Genomic DNA, 16,453 nt, shown 5'->3' with positions numbered 1-16,453 from the left:
ATAAAACGATTGGCGAGGTGGATATGTTTATCCAGGAAACGCTTAAGTTTGTGGTGGATATATTAAAGGTGCCTTCGGTATTGGTCGGGCTTATTGCGCTGATCGGTTTGCTGGCGCAAAAGAAATCGTTTTCCGACGTGGTAAAAGGCACGGTAAAAACCATTCTCGGCTTTATCGTTTTGGGCGGCGGCGCCACGGTATTGGTCGGATCGCTCAATCCGCTGGGCGGCATGTTCGAACACGCGTTCAATATTCAGGGCATCATTCCGAATAACGAAGCCATTGTCTCCATCGCGCTGGAGAAATACGGCGCCTCCACCGCGCTGATCATGGCGTTCGGCATGGTGGCGAATATCGTGGTGGCGCGCTTCACCCGGCTGAAATACATCTTCCTGACCGGCCACCACACCTTCTACATGGCCTGCATGATCGGCATCATCCTAACGGTGGCGGGCTTCGAGGGCGTGCAGCTGGTGTTTACCGGCGCGCTGACCCTGGGGCTGGTGATGGCGTTCTTCCCGGCGATCGCCCAGCGCTATATGCGCCGCATCACCGGCAATGACGATATCGCCTTCGGCCACTTCGGCACCCTGGGCTACGTGCTGTCCGGCTGGATCGGCTCGAAGGTGGGTAAAAACTCGCGCTCGACCGAGGAGATGAACCTGCCGAAAAACCTCAGCTTCCTGCGCGACAGCTCCATTTCGATCTCGATGACCATGATCGTCATCTACCTGATCCTGGCGATCTGCGCCGGGCGGGCCTATGTGGAAAGCGAGCTCAGCGGCGGCCAGAACTACCTGGTGTATTCGATCATTCAGGCCATCACCTTCGCCGCCGGGGTGTTCATCATCCTGCAGGGCGTGCGTTTGATTCTGGCGGAAATCGTGCCGGCGTTCACCGGCTTCTCGGAAAAGCTGGTGCCGAATGCGCGGCCGGCGCTGGATTGCCCGGTGGTCTATCCCTATGCCCCCAACGCGGTGCTGATCGGCTTCCTGTTCAGCTTCCTTGGCGGATTGGCCGGGCTGTTCCTGCTGGGGCAGCTGAAGATGGTATTGATCCTGCCCGGCGTGGTGCCGCACTTCTTCACTGGCGCTACTGCCGGGGTGTTCGGCAACGCCACCGGCGGGCGGCGTGGCGCGATGCTGGGCGCCTTCGCCAACGGGCTGCTGATCACCTTCCTGCCGGTATTGCTGCTGCCGGTGCTGGGGGCGCTGGGCTTTGCCAACACCACCTTCTCCGACGCCGACTTCGGCGCGATCGGCATCCTGCTGGGCAATATGGCGCGCTTTATGTCGAAGGAGATGATCATGCTGGCGATCGTCGCCGTGTTCGCGCTGCTGGTGGCGCATAACTTCCTGGGAAAACGCAAAGGCGCGCCGGCCGCTGACCGCGTCGAGAAATAACGAGGGCAGACTGATGAACTACACAACGAGCGAAACGGAAATTGAAGAGCTGTATACCCTGGCGCGGGCGATCCGCCTGGAAACGCTGAAAGCGCTGACCGGGCTGGGCTTCGGCCACTACGGCGGCTGCATGTCGGTGGTGGAGACGCTGGCGGTGCTGTATGGCAGCGTGATGCGCATCGATCCGGCGGATCCGGACTGGCCGGAGCGCGATGACTTCGTGCTGTCGAAAGGGCACGCCGGCCCGGCGCTGTACAGCACGCTGGCGATCAAGGGCTACTTCCCGCTGGCGGAGCTGAAGACCCTCAACCAGAACGGCACGCGTCTGCCGAGCCACCCGGACCGGCTGCGCACGCGCGGCGTGGACGCCACCACCGGCTCGCTGGGGCAGGGCGTATCGATCGCCGCCGGCATGGCGTTGTCCCATCGGCTGGCGGGGCGCCGCAATCGGGTGTTCAGCATCCTCGGTGACGGGGAACTGAACGAAGGGCAGTGCTGGGAGGCGTTCCAGTTTATCGCCCACCACAATCTGAACAACCTGACGCTGTTCATCGATTACAACAAGCAACAGCTGGACGGCGCGCTGGACGAGGTGATCCAACCGTTCGATCTGGCCGCCAAGTTCCGCGCCTTCGGTTTTGAGGTGCAGACCATCAAGGGCGATGACATCGCGGCGCTGCTGGCGGCGGTGGCGCCGGCGCGCGGCGGCGAACAGCGGCCGCTGGCGATCGTGCTCGACAGCATCAAAGGGCAGGGCGTGGCCTATCTGGAAAACCTGTCGAACTCTCACCACCTGCGCCTGACGCCGGACGTGCAGCAGGAAATCGAAAAAGCCATCGCCGAACTGGAGGCCGCCCATGTTTAACGTAGTGACGCAGTTGGAAAACGACGCCGTCGAAATGCGCAAAGTCTACGCCGGCGCGGTGCGTCGGCAGATTGAGGCGAGCGCGCCGATCATCGCGCTGGAGGCGGATCTGATGAGCTCGATGGCGATGGATGGCGTGCACAAGGATCACCCGCAGCACGTGATCAACTGCGGCATCATGGAGGCCAACGTGATCGGCGTCGCCGCCGGGCTGTCGCTCACCGGCCGGGTGCCGTTCGTGCATACCTTTACCGCCTTCGCCAGCCGCCGCTGTTTCGATCAGCTGTTCATGTCGCTGGATTATCAGCGCAACAACGTCAAGGTAATCGCCTCCGACGCCGGGGTGAGCGCCTGCCACAACGGCGGCACCCACATGTCGTTCGAGGATATGGGCATCGTGCGCGGGCTGGCGCATTCGGTGGTGCTGGAGGTAACCGACGCCACCATGTTCGCCGATATTCTGCGCCAGCTGATGGATCTGCGCGGCTTCTACTGGGTGCGCACCATTCGCAAGCAGGCGACGCGCATCTACCAGGAGGGCTCGCGCTTTACCATCGGCAAGGGCAACCTGCTGCGCGACGGAGACGACATTACGCTGATTGCCAATGGCATCATGGTGGCGGAGGCGCTGAAGGCGGCGCAGATGCTGGCGCAGCAGGGCGTCAGCGCGGCGGTGATCGATATGTTCACCCTCAAGCCTATCGACCGTGAACTGATCAAAACCTATGCGGCCAAAACCGGGCGCATCGTCACCTGTGAAAATCACAGCATTCATAATGGGCTGGGATCGGCGGTGGCGGAGGTGCTGGCGGAAGAGTGCCCGACGCCAATGCGGCGCGTGGGGGTGAAGGAGCGTTACGGCCAGGTGGGCACCCAGGCATTTCTACAGCAGGAGTACGGTCTGACCGCCGAGCATATTCTGGAGGCTGCCGGGCAATTGCTGGCGCGTTAGAGAGGGTAAAAAGAAAAACGCCGGTCAATGACCGGCGTTTTTTTTATCACCTACCCCGAAGGGTATCAGGCCTTGGCGGCAGCATCAGCCTGGGAAGACTGGATCGCCGTCAGCGCAACGGTGTAGACGATATCGTCAACCAGTGCGCCGCGCGACAGGTCGTTCACCGGCTTGCGCATGCCTTGCAGCATCGGCCCGATGGAGACCAGGTCAGCGGAACGCTGTACCGCTTTGTAGGTGGTGTTGCCGGTGTTCAGATCCGGGAAGATGAACACGGTCGCCTGGCCGGCTACCGGTGAGTTCGGCGCCTTGGACTTGGCAACGTCGGCCATGATGGCGGCGTCGTACTGCAGCGGGCCGTCGATGATCAGGTCCGGGCGTTTTTCCTGCGCCAGACGGGTCGCTTCGCGCACTTTCTCGACGTCGCTGCCCGCACCGGAGTTGCCGGTGGAGTAGGAGATCATCGCTACGCGAGGCTCGATGCCGAAGGCCGCGGCGGAATCCGCAGACTGGATGGCGATCTCAGACAGCTGCTCGGCGGTCGGATCCGGGTTGATCGCGCAGTCGCCGTAGACCAGTACCTGGTCAGGCAGCAGCATGAAGAACACGGAGGACACCAGCGAGCTGCCCGGCGCGGTTTTGATCAGCTGCAACGGCGGACGGATGGTGTTGGCGGTGGTGTGAACCGCGCCGGAGACCAGACCGTCGACTTCGCCTTGTTCCAGCATCAGGGTGCCGAGCACCACGTTGTCTTCCAGCTGCTCGCGCGCGACCACTTCGGTCATGCCTTTGCTCTTGCGCAGCTCAACCAGACGCGGCACGTAGTTTTCACGTACGGCGACCGGATCGACGATTTCGATGCCTTTGCCCAGCTCAACGCCTTGCGCTGCCGCGACGCGCTGGATCTCGTCCGGGTTGCCGAGCAACACGCATTCCGCGATGCCGCGTTCGGCGCAGATGGCTGCCGCTTTCACGGTGCGCGGCTCGTCGCCTTCCGGCAGCACGATGCGTTTGCCGGCTTTACGCGCCAGCTCGGTCAGCTCGTAACGGAACGCCGGTGGAGACAGACGGCGTGAACGTTCGGAGGTGGCGGTCAGCGAGTCGATCCACTCGGTGTTGATGTGGCTGGCCACGTAGTTCTGCACTTTCTCGATGCGCTGGTGGTCGTCCGCCGGCACTTCGAGGTTGAAGCTCTGCAGGCTCAGCGAGGTCTGCCAGGTGTTGGTGTCGACCATGAACACCGGCAGGCCGGTCTGGAAGGCGCGTTCGCACAGCTTCTTGATCGGCTCGTCGATGGCGTAGCCGCCGGTCAGCAGGATGGCGCCGATTTCCACGCCGTTCATCGCCGCCAGGCAGGCGGAGACCAGCACGTCAGGACGGTCTGCGGAGGTCACCAGCAGAGAGCCCGGGCGGAAGTGTTCCAGCATGTGCGGGATGCTGCGCGCACAGAAGGTCACGGACTTCACGCGGCGAGTCATGATGTCGCCTTCGTTGACCACGCGGGCCTTCAGGTGGCGAGCCATGTCGATGGCACGGGTGGCGATCAGATCGAAGCTCCACGGCACGCAGCCCAGAACCGGCAGCGGGCTGTTGGCGAACAGCTGCGCAGGATCGACGTGGGCGATGCTGGCTTTGGTGGAGTCGTCGAAGATTTCGGACAGGTCAGGACGGGTGCGGCCCTGATCGTCGACCGGTGCGTTCAGCTTGTTGATGATTACGCCGGTGATGTTTTTGTTCTTGCTGCCGCCGAAGCTGGTGCGCGCCAGTTCGATGCGCTCTTTCAGCTGCGCCGGCGAGTCGTTGCCCAGCGCCAGCACGAAGACGATCTCGGCGTTCAGGGTTTTGGCGATCTCGTAGTTCAGCGCGTTGGCGAACTGATGCTTGCGGGTCGGCACCAGGCCTTCGATCAGCACCACTTCCGCGTCTTTGGTGTTCTCGTGGTAGCGCGCCACGATCTCTTCCATCAGCACGTCTTGCTGGTTGGAGCTCAGCAGGCCCTCAACGTAGTCCATGCGCAGCGGTTCGGCCGCCGTAATGGTGGAGTTGCTGCTGCGGATGATGGTGGTGGTCTGGTCGAGCGCGTTGTCGCCGGTGCGCGGTTGAGCGATAGGCTTGAACACGCTCAGACGAACGCCTTTTTGCTCCATGGAGCGGATGACACCCAGGCTGACGCTGGTCAGGCCGACGCTGGTGCCGGTGGGGATCAACATAATAGTACGTGACACAGAATAGTCCTCTTCACGATTAACATGAGGCTAAAACAACACCGTCAGCCTGGGCTGACGGTGTTTTGAGAGCATTACGCGGTCAGGCGGGATGCGTCCTGCGCGATGACCAACTCTTCGTTGGTCGGGATCACCAGCGCCAGGCGGCTGCCGTCTTTGGTGATGGCGCCGGATTTGCCGAAGCGAGCGGCCATGTTGCGGTCGTGGTCGATTTCGAAGCCCAGCAGGCCCAGTTTGTTCAGGGTCAGCTCACGCACCATGCCGGCGTTCTCGCCGATGCCGCCGGTGAAGATCACCGCGTCCAGACGGCCTTCCATCAGGGCGCTGTATGCGCCGATGTATTTGGCCAGACGGTGGCAGAACACGTCCATGGCGCGTTTGGCGTCGGCTTTGCTGTCGTAGTTGTCTTCAACGTAACGGCAGTCGCTGGTGACTTCGGTCAGGCCCAGCAGGCCGGATTCTTTGGTCAGCATCTTGTTGATCTGGTCAACGCTCATGCCCAGAGAATCGTGCAGGTGGAAGATGATAGCCGGATCGATGTCACCGCTGCGGGTGCCCATCACCAGGCCTTCCAGCGGGGTCAGACCCATGGAGGTGTCAACGCACTGGCCGTTGCGCACTGCGGTAACGGAACCGCCGTTGCCCAGGTGGCAAGTGATCACGTTCACTTCTTCTACCGGCTTGTTCAGCATCTTCGCGGCTTCCTGAGTCACGTAGAAGTGGCTGGTGCCGTGTGCGCCGTAGCGGCGAACGCCGTGGTCGCGGTACAGGCTGTACGGCAGGGCGTACAGGTAAGATTCTTCCGGCATGGTCTGGTGGAACGCGGTGTCGAACACGGCAACGTTCTTGTCGGCCAGGTTAGGGAAGGATTTCAGCGCTTCCGCGATGCCGATCAGGTGAGCCGGGTTGTGCAGTGGTGCAAACGGCACGGAATCTTTGATACCCTGCAGAACTTCGTCGTTGATCACGGCGGAAGCGGTAAACTTCTCGCCGCCGTGCACGATGCGGTGGCCGATAGCGGTCAGCTGCGCAGAAAGCTCTGGTTTTTGTGCCAGAATAGTATTAACAATGAAGTTCAGCGCTTCGCTGTGTGCAGCGCCGGCCCCCAGGGCAGCTTCGTGTTTGGCGCCGTCCATTTTCCACTTGATGCGAGCTTCAGGCAGGTGGAAACACTCGGCCAAACCGGAGAGGAATTCGTCGCCGTTAACGGCATCGATGATGGCGAATTTCAGAGAAGAACTGCCGCAGTTAAGAACCAGTACTAGCTTACTCGACATGGAAGTACCTACTTAAATAGTCGTGTTGTTAAAAGAAAATCGAAAACACGTGGTGAATTAATCGTCAATCAGACAACAAGCGTAGCGCATAGTGCCGATGACATTTATGATTAACATCATGTGAAGTGCACAAATCACAGGATGATGGAAAAACCGATGATTTCTCTGCGGTTTAAATAATCTTGATTTTTATAGGGCTAAAAGTTGACAAAATTTGCGTCATCTTCTACCGGCCACAAGGCCGGCTTAGGATACCGATAGCCCGGTGCAAACACAAAATAAATTTAAAGCTTCAAATTTTTTAGTATGGTCTCTGGCAGCACGCTTTTAGTTTCTTTACGTGACGTTGAGGTACGCAATGACGAGCAAACCGTCCGGTTCCGTAAGCTGGTTTCAGGTCTTCCAGCGCGGGCAGCATTATATGAAAACCTGGCCGTCGGACAAACGTCTGGCACCGGTCTTTCCGGAGAACCGCGTTGCGCGTGCCACCCGTTTCGCTATCCGTTTCATGCCGCCGTTGGCGATTTTCACGCTGACCTGGCAGATCGCGCTTGGCGGTCAGCTCGGCCCGGCGATCGCTACCGCGCTGTTCGCCTGCAGCCTGCCGATGCAGGGACTGTGGTGGCTGGGGCGCCGTTCGGTCACGCCGCTGCCGCCGACGCTGCTGCAATGGTTCCATGAGGTGCGCAACAAGCTGACGGAAGCCGGGCAGGCGGTCGCGCCGCTCGAAGGCACGCCGACCTATCAGACGTTGGCCGATCTGCTCAAACGTGCTTTTAAGCAGCTGGACAAAACCTTCCTCGACGATCTGTAACTGAGAAAAGGCCGCGTTGATGCGGCCTTTTTCGTCAAAGCGCCAATAACCCCGGTTTAAATCAAAGAACGGTCGAGTTGTGATTTCCTGCGTTCTTGCGCTGTGCGATGCTCCCGCCATCACACAGAAATGAGGAAATCCTGATGGAAATGACCAACGCCCAGCGGCTGATCCTGTCGAACCAGTACAAGATGATGACCCTGCTCGACCCGGACAACGGCGACCGTTATCGCCGGTTGCAAACCATCGTCGAACGCGGCTTCGGGTTGCAAATGCGCGAACTGGATCGCGACTTCGGCGAACTGAGCGAAGAGGTGTGCCGCACCATCATCAACGTGATGGAGATGCACCATGCGCTGCAGGTTTCCTGGGGCAACCTGAAAGAGAAGCAGGATCTGGACGAGCGCCGCCTGGCGTTTCTCGGCTTCGACGCCGCCACCGAAGCGCGCTACCTGAGCTACGTGCGTTTCCTGGTCAGCACCGAGGGGCGTTATACTCACTTCGATTCCGGCAGCCACGGTTTCAACGCCCAGACCAAAATGTGGGAAAAATACCAGCGTATGCTGGCGATCTGGCTGGCCTGTCCGCGCCAGTATCACCTGAGCGCCGTTGAGATAGCGCAAATCATCAATGCTTGATTAAGAAGAGGTTTTCTGTGGAGTGTAAGGGTTTTCTGTTCGATCTTGATGGCACCCTGGTGGATTCATTGCCGGCGGTAGAGCGCGCCTGGACGCACTGGGCCGAGCGCCGCGGTGTCAACCCGCAAGCGGTGCTGGATTTCATTCACGGTAAACAGGCCATTACTTCTCTGCGCCACTTTATGCCGGGCGAAAGCGAAGCGGAAATTCAGCGCGAGTTCGAATTGCTGGAGCAGGCCGAAGCGCAGGATACCGACGGCGTTCGCGCGCTGCCGGGCGCGATTGCGCTGCTGGAGCGCCTGAACGCGCTCGGTATCCCTTGGGCGATCGTCACCTCCGGTTCGGTGCCGGTGGCCGGCGCTCGCCGCCAGGCCGGCGGTTTGCCGCAGCCGGAGGTGTTCATCACCGCCGAGCAGGTTAAACACGGTAAGCCACAGCCCGACGCCTATCTTCTGGGCGCCGAGCGCCTGGGGCTTGCGCCGCACGAGTGCGTGGTGGTTGAAGACGCGCCGGCCGGCATTCTCTCCGGCCTGGCGGCGGGCTGTCAGGTGATTGCGGTCAACGCGCCGGCGGATGCGCCGAAGCTGGAGCAGGTCGACCTGCGGCTGGATTCGCTGGCGCAGATCGCCGTCGATAAAACGGCGCAGGGCGCGATCGTTCGCCGGCTGGCCTGAGCGGCATTATCTTCACCCTAATTGATTAGACCCCGCTTCGGCGGGGTTTTTTTATGCTATTTTTTAGACCCTTGGACATTTGCCGGATGAGGCCGTTTTGAACAGCGAATTACTGTGGGTGCTGAGTTTACTGCTGATTGCCATCGTGCTGTTTACCACCAACAAGCTGCGCATGGACGTGGTGGCCCTGTTGGTGATCATCGCCTTCGTGCTGAGCGGCACGCTCAGCCTGCAGGAGGCGACGGTCGGTTTCAGCGATCCCAACGTGATTTTGATCGCGGCGCTGTTCGTGATCGGCGAAGGGCTGGTGCGCACCGGCGTGGCCTATCAGGTGGGGGACTGGCTGGTGAAAGTGGCCGGCAGCAGCGAAACCAAAATGTTGATGCTGCTGATGGTGACGGTCGCCGGGCTGGGCGCGTTCATGAGCTCGACCGGCGTGGTGGCGATCTTTATCCCGGTAGTGCTCAGCGTGACGGCCAGAATGAAGATCGCGCCGGGGCGGCTGATGATGCCGCTCAGCTTCGCTGGGCTTATCAGCGGCATGATGACGCTGGTGGCCACGCCGCCCAACATGGTGGTCAACAGCGAACTGGTGCGAGAAGGCATCCATGGTTTCGGTTTCTTCAGCGTAACGCCCATTGGCCTGGTGGTGCTGGCGCTGGGCGTCGGTTACATGCTGATCGCCCGGCGTTGGCTGGGCAGCGGTGAAACGGGCAAAGCCGGCGATGACTGGCAGCGCCGTACCTTCCGCGATTTGATCCGCGACTACAAGCTGACCGGTCGCGCGCGGCGGCTGGCTGTCCGCAGCGCTTCGCCGCTGATCGGGCGTTCGCTGGATGAACTGCACCTGCGTGCGCGTTATGGCGCCAACGTGGTGGGTATCGAGCGCTGGAAACGCTTCCGGCGGGTGATGGTCAGCGCCTCTGGCAGCACCGAGCTGCGCGAGGGCGACGTTCTTTTGATCGACATGTCGGACAGCCAGGTCGATCTGCGCGAATTCTGCGGCGAGCAGCGGCTGGAGCCGATGGTGCTGCGCGGCGATTACTTCTCTGAACAGTCGCGCAACGTCGGCATGGCGGAAGTGTCGCTGATCCCGGACTCGGCGCTGCTGGGCAAAAGCCTGCGCGAAGCGGCGTTCCGCAGCCGCTACGATCTCAACGTGGTGGGCATCCGCCGCCACGGCGAGACGCTGGGCGGCAAGCTGGTGGACGAGCCGCTGGAGCTGGGCGACATTTTGCTGGTGATCGGTGACTGGAAGGCGATCCGTCAGCTGCAGGCCAAAACCCACGACTTTATCGTGCTCAACCTGCCGGCTGAGGTGGACGAAGTGGCGCCGGCGATCACGCAGGCGCCGCACGCGCTGTTTTGCCTGGCGTTGATGGTGGCAATGATGTTGACCGACGAAATCCCCAATCCGATCGCGGCGCTGATCGCTTGCCTGCTGATGGGTAAGTTCCGCTGTATCGATATGGAAAGCGCCTATAAATCGATCCATTGGCCGAGCATTATTTTGATCGTCGGGATGATGCCGTTTGCGCAGGCGCTGCAAAAGACCGGCGGGGTGGATCTGATCGTCAGCGGGCTGATGGACGTCGCAGGCGGCGCGGGGCCGCGCGTGATGCTGCTGTGCCTGTTCGTCTTGTGCGCCACCATCGGCCTGTTTATTTCCAACACCGCGACGGCGGTGCTGATGGCGCCGATCGCCATCGCCGCCGCGCGCGAAATGGGCGTCTCGCCATACCCATTTGCGATGATTATCGCCATCGCCGCGTCCGCCGCCTTTATGACGCCGGTCTCTTCACCGGTCAACACGTTGGTGCTGGGGCCGGGCAATTACAAGTTCGGCGATTTCGTGCGTCTCGGCGTGCCGTTCACTCTGCTGGTGATGGCGGTCAGCGTGATTGTGGTGCCGTGGCTCTACGGCTTTTAACGGCGCAGCGAGGCTGCGCCGGCGGGGTTACAGCGAACTGTCGAGGCTGATTTCGTCCAATGACAGGCTGAAGCTGGGAATGAACACGTCCATGAAGTAGTCCATTTCCGGGCTGCGGCGCTGTTCCAGGGTTTTATCCAGCCGCGCCTTGGCCAGGGTGAATTCGTTGTTGCCGGCAGAGAGTTCCTCCAGGCATTTCAGGTAGGCGCACAGCGCGTCTGCCTGCTTCACTACCTGCTTTTCATCTTCGCTGTAGTAGTGCTCATCGAGAATGGTGCGGAAATCGTTGCGCAGCTCCGCGGGGATCATGTCCAGCAGCTTTTGCTGGGCGATCTTTTCGATCTTCTTGTATTCATGGGCGATCTGCGGATTGTAGTACTTGATCGGCGTCGGCATGTCGCCGGTGATCACTTCGCTGGCGTCGTGGTACATCGCCAGCAGCGCAACGCGGTCGGCGTTGAGGTTGCCGTTGAATTTGCGGTTCTTGATCACCGCCAACGCGTGGGCGACAAAGGCCACCTGCAGACTGTGTTCGGAGACGTTCTCGGTACGCACGTTGCGCATCAGCGGCCAGCGGTTGATCAGTTTCAGGCGGGACAGATGGGCGAAGAAATGGCTCTGGCTCATGGTGCTCTCTTTAACGGCAAGTGAGGGCCCCATTGTGAAGCAGTGACGGCGAATTTTGCAACCGGGCAATGAGAGAAGGGCGCAGCAAGGCGCTGCGCCCCGGGCGATTACTGGTGGTAACCTTCCAGGAAGCGGCCCAGCTTGCCGACCGCCATTTCCAGTTCGTCTACGCGCGGCAGGGTGACGATGCGCACGTGATCCGGGTAAGGCCAGTTGAACGCGGTGCCCTGCACCAGCAGCACTTTTTCCTGCAGCAGCAGGTCCAGCACCAGTTTCTGGTCGTCGTGAATGTTGAAGCGCTTGGCGTCGATGCGCGGGAACATATACAGCGCGCCCTGTGGCTTCACGCAAGAGACGCCCGGAATGTCGTTGAGCAGTTCCCAGGTGCGGTTGCGCTGTTCGTACAGGCGGCCGCCGGGCTGAATGAATTCGCTGATGCTCTGATAACCGCCCAGCGCGGTTTGAATGGCGTGTTGCATCGGCACGTTGGCGCACAGGCGCATCGAAGCCAGCATCTCCAGCCCTTCGATATAGCCTTTGGCGTGTTTCTTCGGCCCGTTCAGCACCATCCAGCCCTGGCGGAAGCCCGCCACGCGGTAGGTTTTCGACAGGCCGTTGAAGGTCACGGTCAGCAGATCCGGCGCCAGCGCGGCGATCGAATGGTGCTCGGCTTCGTCATACAGGATCTTGTCGTAGATCTCGTCGGCGAAGATGATCAGGTTGTGTTGACGGGCGATCTCGACGATCTGTTCCAGCAGCGCTTTGCTGTAAACCGCGCCGGTCGGGTTGTTCGGGTTGATGATCACGATGCCGCGGGTGCGCGGGGTGATCTTGCTGATGATGTCGTCCAGATCCGGGAACCAGCCGGCCTGCTCATCGCACAGGTAGTGCACGGCCTTACCGCCGGAAAGCGATACCGCAGCGGTCCACAGCGGGTAGTCCGGCGCCGGCACCAGCATTTCGTCGCCGCTGTTGAGCAGCGCCTGCATGGATTGGACGATCAGCTCCGAGACGCCGTTGCCAATGTAGATATCCTCAACGGTCACGTCACGCATGTTGCGCGCCTGGTAGTGCTGCATGATCGCTTTACGCGCCGAGAAGAGGCCTTTGGAATCGGAGTAGCCTTGCGCCGTGGGCAGATTGCGGATCACGTCGACCAGGATTTCGTCCGGGGCGTCGAAACCGAACGGGGCAGGGTTGCCGATGTTCAGTTTCAGGACTTTGTTGCCTTCTTCTTCAAGACGTTTAGCTTCTTTAAGCACCGGGCCGCGAATGTCATAGCAGACGTTGTCCAGTTTGCTGGATTTCTCAATGGGGGACATAAAAAGTTGAGCCTTTTGCTGGGATAGGGGCGCTCCTACCGTGGGACGCCGCAACCCGCCCAATGTACTCCTGGCGTAGTTGCTTTTGAAGGGTTTTGCACGCCTTTGGTGCAAATGCATGTCGTAACGGGGGATTTTAGTTATGATAAGCAAAGGTAAAGTTATTTTGTGGTTCATAATTTCATGAACTATAATTTTACTAGGGTTTTGTTCTGTAAAATCCCGCCTCGATAAACGCGACGTGCCGGCGATCGTGGCTGGAAGCAGTGAACTGATAAGCCGAAAGGGAGAATAGGCTTCAATAAACTGTAAAGGAACGATAATACCGGAGTTGTCTGATAGCGGGGTGTCAGTTAGCGCACCACACTAAGAAAAATGACATATTTACATTAGCTTTACTTTATATTTTACCTTAAGCATTGTTTATGTGGTTATAGGATTATTATTTAAAGCAAAAATCTTACTGATTGAATTTATTAAATTCATTGAGTGGTAACACGAAGTCGGTACCGTTAATTATTTATCTTTTTTGCTCTGTAATGCAGTCTGAACGCCGGTTGATAAGGGTTCTCAGTAGCACGAATGGAGTGGAAATTAGGCAGTATGAATGAGTAAAATCTCAGGTTCGGTGGGGGTTTTCCCTTTTCACCGGTATTCAGTCCCCCGCGTTCTATAAGCACCATCGATAGATCGCATTTTAAAAAGCGATAGAGGTAACGAATCATAAGTAATTTTTTTGCCCTCCACTTATGAGTGGGGTACTGTCATAACAGGCTCCGTCCTTTTCAACGGCGTCTGAGAAACACACCAGGGTAGTAGTTCGTAAATTAGAATTTAAAAAAGTGAAGAATACACTATGACAACTGCAAATCGTCCGATACTTAATCTCGACCTCGATCTGCTAAGAACCTTTGTTGCGGTTGCTGATTTGAATACCTTTGCGGCGGCGGCGGTTGCCGTATGCCGTACTCAATCAGCCGTCAGTCAACAAATGCAGCGATTAGAGCAACTGGTCGGCAAAGAACTGTTTGCCCGCCATGGGCGTAACAAACTCCTGACTGAGCATGGTATTCAGCTTCTCGGTTATGCCAGGAAGATCCTGCGCTTTAACGACGAAGCCTGTACCTCGCTGATGTACAACAATATTAAAGGTGTTCTGACCATCGGCGCTTCCGACGACACCGCCGATACCATTCTGCCTTTCCTGTTGAACCGCGTGACCGCCATCTATCCGAAGCTGGCCATTGACGTGCGCGTAAAGCGCAGCACGACGATGGTCGATCTGCTGGAAGAGGGCGAGATCGATCTGGCGGTGACCACGGCCGATCCGGCCGGACATCCGCATATCGTGCTGCGCACATCGCCGACGCTGTGGTACTGCGCCGCCGATTACCACTATCAGGCGGGCGAACCGATCCCGTTGGTGGTGATGGATGAGCCAAGCCCGTTCCGCGCGCTGGCGATCAAGCAGCTGGACGAAGCCGGTATCCCTTGGCGAATCGCCTACGTCGCTTCCACGCTGTCCGCAGTGCGGGCGGCCTGTAAGGCCGGCCTGGGCGTGACCGCGCGGCCGATCGAGATGATGAGCCCCGATCTGCGGGTGCTGGGGGCGGTGGAAGGTTTGCCGCCGCTGCCGGATACCCAGTATGCGCTGTGCAAAAACGCGCAGTGCAGCAATGAGCTGGCGATGGCCATCTTCAGCGCAATGCAGGGCGGCAATGACGGTTATGGCTTCAACGGCGCGGAAGCCGGTCTCCAGGGCGATCAGGATGACGCCAGCCTGGTGGACGAAGAAGAATAACGCCGCGGCGTTAGATCTGATGAAAACCTCTGCTTCGGCGGAGGTTTTTTTTGCCCTTTTTTTGGCGATTTTTACTGTTATAGGGATTTAATGACGATTTTGTTATGAGTTGGCTGTTTTATTAACTTTTAAGCGTTACTGAAAAGAGAGTTTGGCCGGGTTTAAGACGCTGAGTTTGTTTTTTGAGCAATAAGATTGAATGGGTTAAAGGCATGGTAATAGCAGGGTTATTTTGTTAGCTTATAGCGGCCGTTTTTGCGGCTTAATTTGAGGAAAATTGTTAAAGGGCCACACTTTTTTTGAGGATTTATGCTGAAAACGTGTCCTGGATCAAAAAAATACCCCTAGGTAGTGAGTGGAAGAACAGGGAATTCCTGAGACAATGGTATAGTAAAACTGAAATGTGCACGTTGGTTTATATCTATCTGTTTCTACACAAAAATTAACTGACACGATTTAGCCAGCCCCTGGCGCATCAAATGTTAATCAAATGATACGTATGTAAACTAGTGTGTAGATACTTTTGTCAAAGTTGACAAAAGGTTATAGAAAGGAGTAAAAAGCCCACAGAAAAACGCTGCCTAACTCGCTGTAAAAGCAGTTTGTTTGTGTGGTTATTTATCCTTCCCTTAAATCGATGTGGCGCACTAACTGCCGGTGACAAGAGCAGCGCGATCGACGCCACTTTTGATGAGTAAGCATAGAGTATGTCAACAACCACTGAAGTTATCGCTCATCACTGGGCGCTCGCCGTATTTCTCGTCGTGGCTATCGGGCTTTGCGGCTTAATGCTGCTGGGTGCGTTCTTCTTGGGCGGGAGAGCCCGGGCGCGCGCCAAACACACCCCGTTTGAATCAGGCATCGACTCGGTCGGTACGGCGCGCATGCGCTTGTCCGCCAAGTTCTACCTGGTGGCCATGTTCTTCGTTATTTTCGACGTTGAAGCCTTATACCTGTATGCCTGGTCGGTCTCGGTTCGCGAGAGCGGTTGGGTAGGCTTTATCGAAGCCGCCATTTTCATTTTGGTGCTATTGGCCGGTCTGGTTTATCTGGTGCGCATCGGCGCGTTGGATTGGACTCCGGCGCGTTCCCAACGCCGCAGCAAACCGAGCACGATCACTAACACCAACAGTCATCCGCAGTAACAGCGAGGCATTAAGATGGACTATACGCTCACCCGCATAGACCCGAACGGTGAGAACGACCGTTATCCCCTGCAAAAACAGGAGATCGTCGCCGATCCCCTGGAACAACAGGTCCACCGCACGGTTTACATGGGTAAACTCGAACATGCGCTGCATGACATGGTGAACTGGGGGCGTAAAAACTCTATTTGGCCGTATAACTTCGGCCTTTCGTGCTGTTACGTGGAGATGGTGACGTCGTTTACCGCCGTTCACGACGTGGCGCGTTTCGGTGCGGAAGTACTGCGCGCCTCCCCGCGTCAGGCTGACCTGATGGTGGTGGCCGGTACCTGTTTCACCAAGATGGCCCCGGTCATCCAACGCCTGTACGAGCAGATGCTGGAGCCTAAGTGGGTGATCTCGATGGGCGCCTGCGCCAACTCCGGCGGCATGTACGACATCTATTCCGTGGTGCAGGGCGTGGACAAGTTCCTGCCGGTCGACGTGTACATTCCCGGCTGCCCGCCGCGTCCGGAAGCCTACATGCAAGCGCTGATGCTGCTGCAGGAATCCATCGGCAAAGAACGTCGCCCGCTGTCGTGGGTTGTCGGCGATCAGGGCGTTTACCGCGCCAATATGCAGTCTGAAAGAGAGCGTAAACACGGCGAACGCATCGCGGTGACCAACCTCCGGACGCCTGACGAGATTTAAGACGTTCATTTAACGTCCATCTTAGTGCGCTATTGGTTAACACAGCGAAAAGTGAAACTTGCGGCGAATAACCCTTTAGTGTGGTGAAAA

General features: G+C 58.4%; 14 protein-coding genes. 10 read left to right on the top strand and 4 right to left on the bottom strand.

Annotated elements, in window-relative coordinates:
* Positions 1–23: 23 nt before the first annotated feature.
* The 3 genes from ACJ8HH_RS12660 to ACJ8HH_RS12650 are packed head-to-tail and all read left to right on the top strand — an operon-like array spanning position 24 to position 3,220.
* Entirely contained in the window at positions 24–1,403 is a 1,380-nt protein-coding gene (locus tag ACJ8HH_RS12660; RefSeq protein ID WP_004936074.1) for a PTS ascorbate transporter subunit IIC, read from the top strand.
* A 13-nt stretch (positions 1,404–1,416) separates the two neighbouring features.
* Positions 1,417–2,268: a transketolase gene (locus ACJ8HH_RS12655; RefSeq protein ID WP_084827352.1), complete on the top strand. Its 852-nt coding sequence runs from the start codon at positions 1,417–1,419 to the stop codon at positions 2,266–2,268.
* A complete protein-coding gene (locus ACJ8HH_RS12650; protein WP_197766259.1) occupies positions 2,261–3,220 on the top strand; it encodes a transketolase family protein in 960 nt (319 codons plus the stop codon). Before ACJ8HH_RS12655 ends, ACJ8HH_RS12650 begins: the two co-directional genes overlap by 8 nt.
* A gap of 65 nt (positions 3,221–3,285) precedes the next feature.
* Here ACJ8HH_RS12650 and pta read toward each other — a convergent pair whose 3' ends face one another.
* Positions 3,286–5,445, bottom strand: a complete 2,160-nt coding sequence (gene pta / locus ACJ8HH_RS12645; RefSeq protein ID WP_049203683.1) for a phosphate acetyltransferase — start codon at positions 5,443–5,445, stop codon at positions 3,286–3,288.
* Positions 5,446–5,519: 74 nt separating this feature from the next.
* Complete coding sequence (gene ackA / locus ACJ8HH_RS12640) at positions 5,520–6,722, bottom strand: acetate kinase (RefSeq protein WP_055312511.1); 1,203 nt, start codon at positions 6,720–6,722, stop codon at positions 5,520–5,522.
* A gap of 358 nt (positions 6,723–7,080) precedes the next feature.
* Between ackA and yfbV the strand changes: the two genes are divergently transcribed.
* The 4 genes from yfbV (at position 7,081) to ACJ8HH_RS12620 (ending at position 10,778) form a co-directional block, all read left to right on the top strand.
* Complete coding sequence (gene yfbV / locus ACJ8HH_RS12635; protein WP_004936061.1) at positions 7,081–7,536, top strand: terminus macrodomain insulation protein YfbV; 456 nt, start codon at positions 7,081–7,083, stop codon at positions 7,534–7,536.
* A 143-nt stretch (positions 7,537–7,679) separates the two neighbouring features.
* Entirely contained in the window at positions 7,680–8,174 is a 495-nt protein-coding gene (locus ACJ8HH_RS12630) for a YfbU family protein (protein WP_016926898.1), read from the top strand.
* Positions 8,175–8,191: 17 nt separating this feature from the next.
* Positions 8,192–8,848, top strand: a complete 657-nt coding sequence (locus tag ACJ8HH_RS12625) for a sugar phosphatase (protein WP_060420045.1) — start codon at positions 8,192–8,194, stop codon at positions 8,846–8,848.
* Between the two features lie 79 nt (positions 8,849–8,927).
* A complete protein-coding gene (locus tag ACJ8HH_RS12620; RefSeq protein WP_072270997.1) occupies positions 8,928–10,778 on the top strand; it encodes an SLC13 family permease in 1,851 nt (616 codons plus the stop codon).
* A gap of 27 nt (positions 10,779–10,805) precedes the next feature.
* On the opposite strand, the gene yfbR is transcribed toward ACJ8HH_RS12620, so the two are convergent.
* Positions 10,806–11,405 (bottom strand): 5'-deoxynucleotidase, encoded by a 600-nt coding sequence (yfbR, locus tag ACJ8HH_RS12615; protein WP_025303666.1) that lies wholly within the window; start codon positions 11,403–11,405, stop codon positions 10,806–10,808.
* A 107-nt stretch (positions 11,406–11,512) separates the two neighbouring features.
* Positions 11,513–12,727 (bottom strand): pyridoxal phosphate-dependent aminotransferase, encoded by a 1,215-nt coding sequence (locus ACJ8HH_RS12610; protein WP_004936047.1) that lies wholly within the window; start codon positions 12,725–12,727, stop codon positions 11,513–11,515.
* An 856-nt stretch (positions 12,728–13,583) separates the two neighbouring features.
* Between ACJ8HH_RS12610 and lrhA the strand changes: the two genes are divergently transcribed.
* From lrhA to ACJ8HH_RS12595, 3 genes are all read left to right on the top strand, one after another.
* Positions 13,584–14,528 carry a transcriptional regulator LrhA gene (gene lrhA, locus ACJ8HH_RS12605; protein WP_004936045.1) on the top strand — a complete coding sequence of 315 codons (945 nt, stop codon included), beginning with the start codon at positions 13,584–13,586 and terminating at the stop codon, positions 14,526–14,528.
* A gap of 707 nt (positions 14,529–15,235) precedes the next feature.
* A complete protein-coding gene (gene nuoA / locus ACJ8HH_RS12600) occupies positions 15,236–15,673 on the top strand; it encodes an NADH-quinone oxidoreductase subunit NuoA (protein WP_025303663.1) in 438 nt (145 codons plus the stop codon).
* A 15-nt stretch (positions 15,674–15,688) separates the two neighbouring features.
* Positions 15,689–16,363, top strand: a complete 675-nt coding sequence (locus ACJ8HH_RS12595) for a NuoB/complex I 20 kDa subunit family protein (RefSeq protein WP_004936039.1) — start codon at positions 15,689–15,691, stop codon at positions 16,361–16,363.
* Positions 16,364–16,453: the final 90 nt, after the last annotated feature.

The organism is Serratia sp. CY32780 (assembly GCF_052169135.1).
Taxonomy (GTDB): domain Bacteria; phylum Pseudomonadota; class Gammaproteobacteria; order Enterobacterales; family Enterobacteriaceae; genus Serratia; species Serratia sarumanii.
This window is presented reverse-complemented; position numbering and strand designations above follow the sequence as displayed.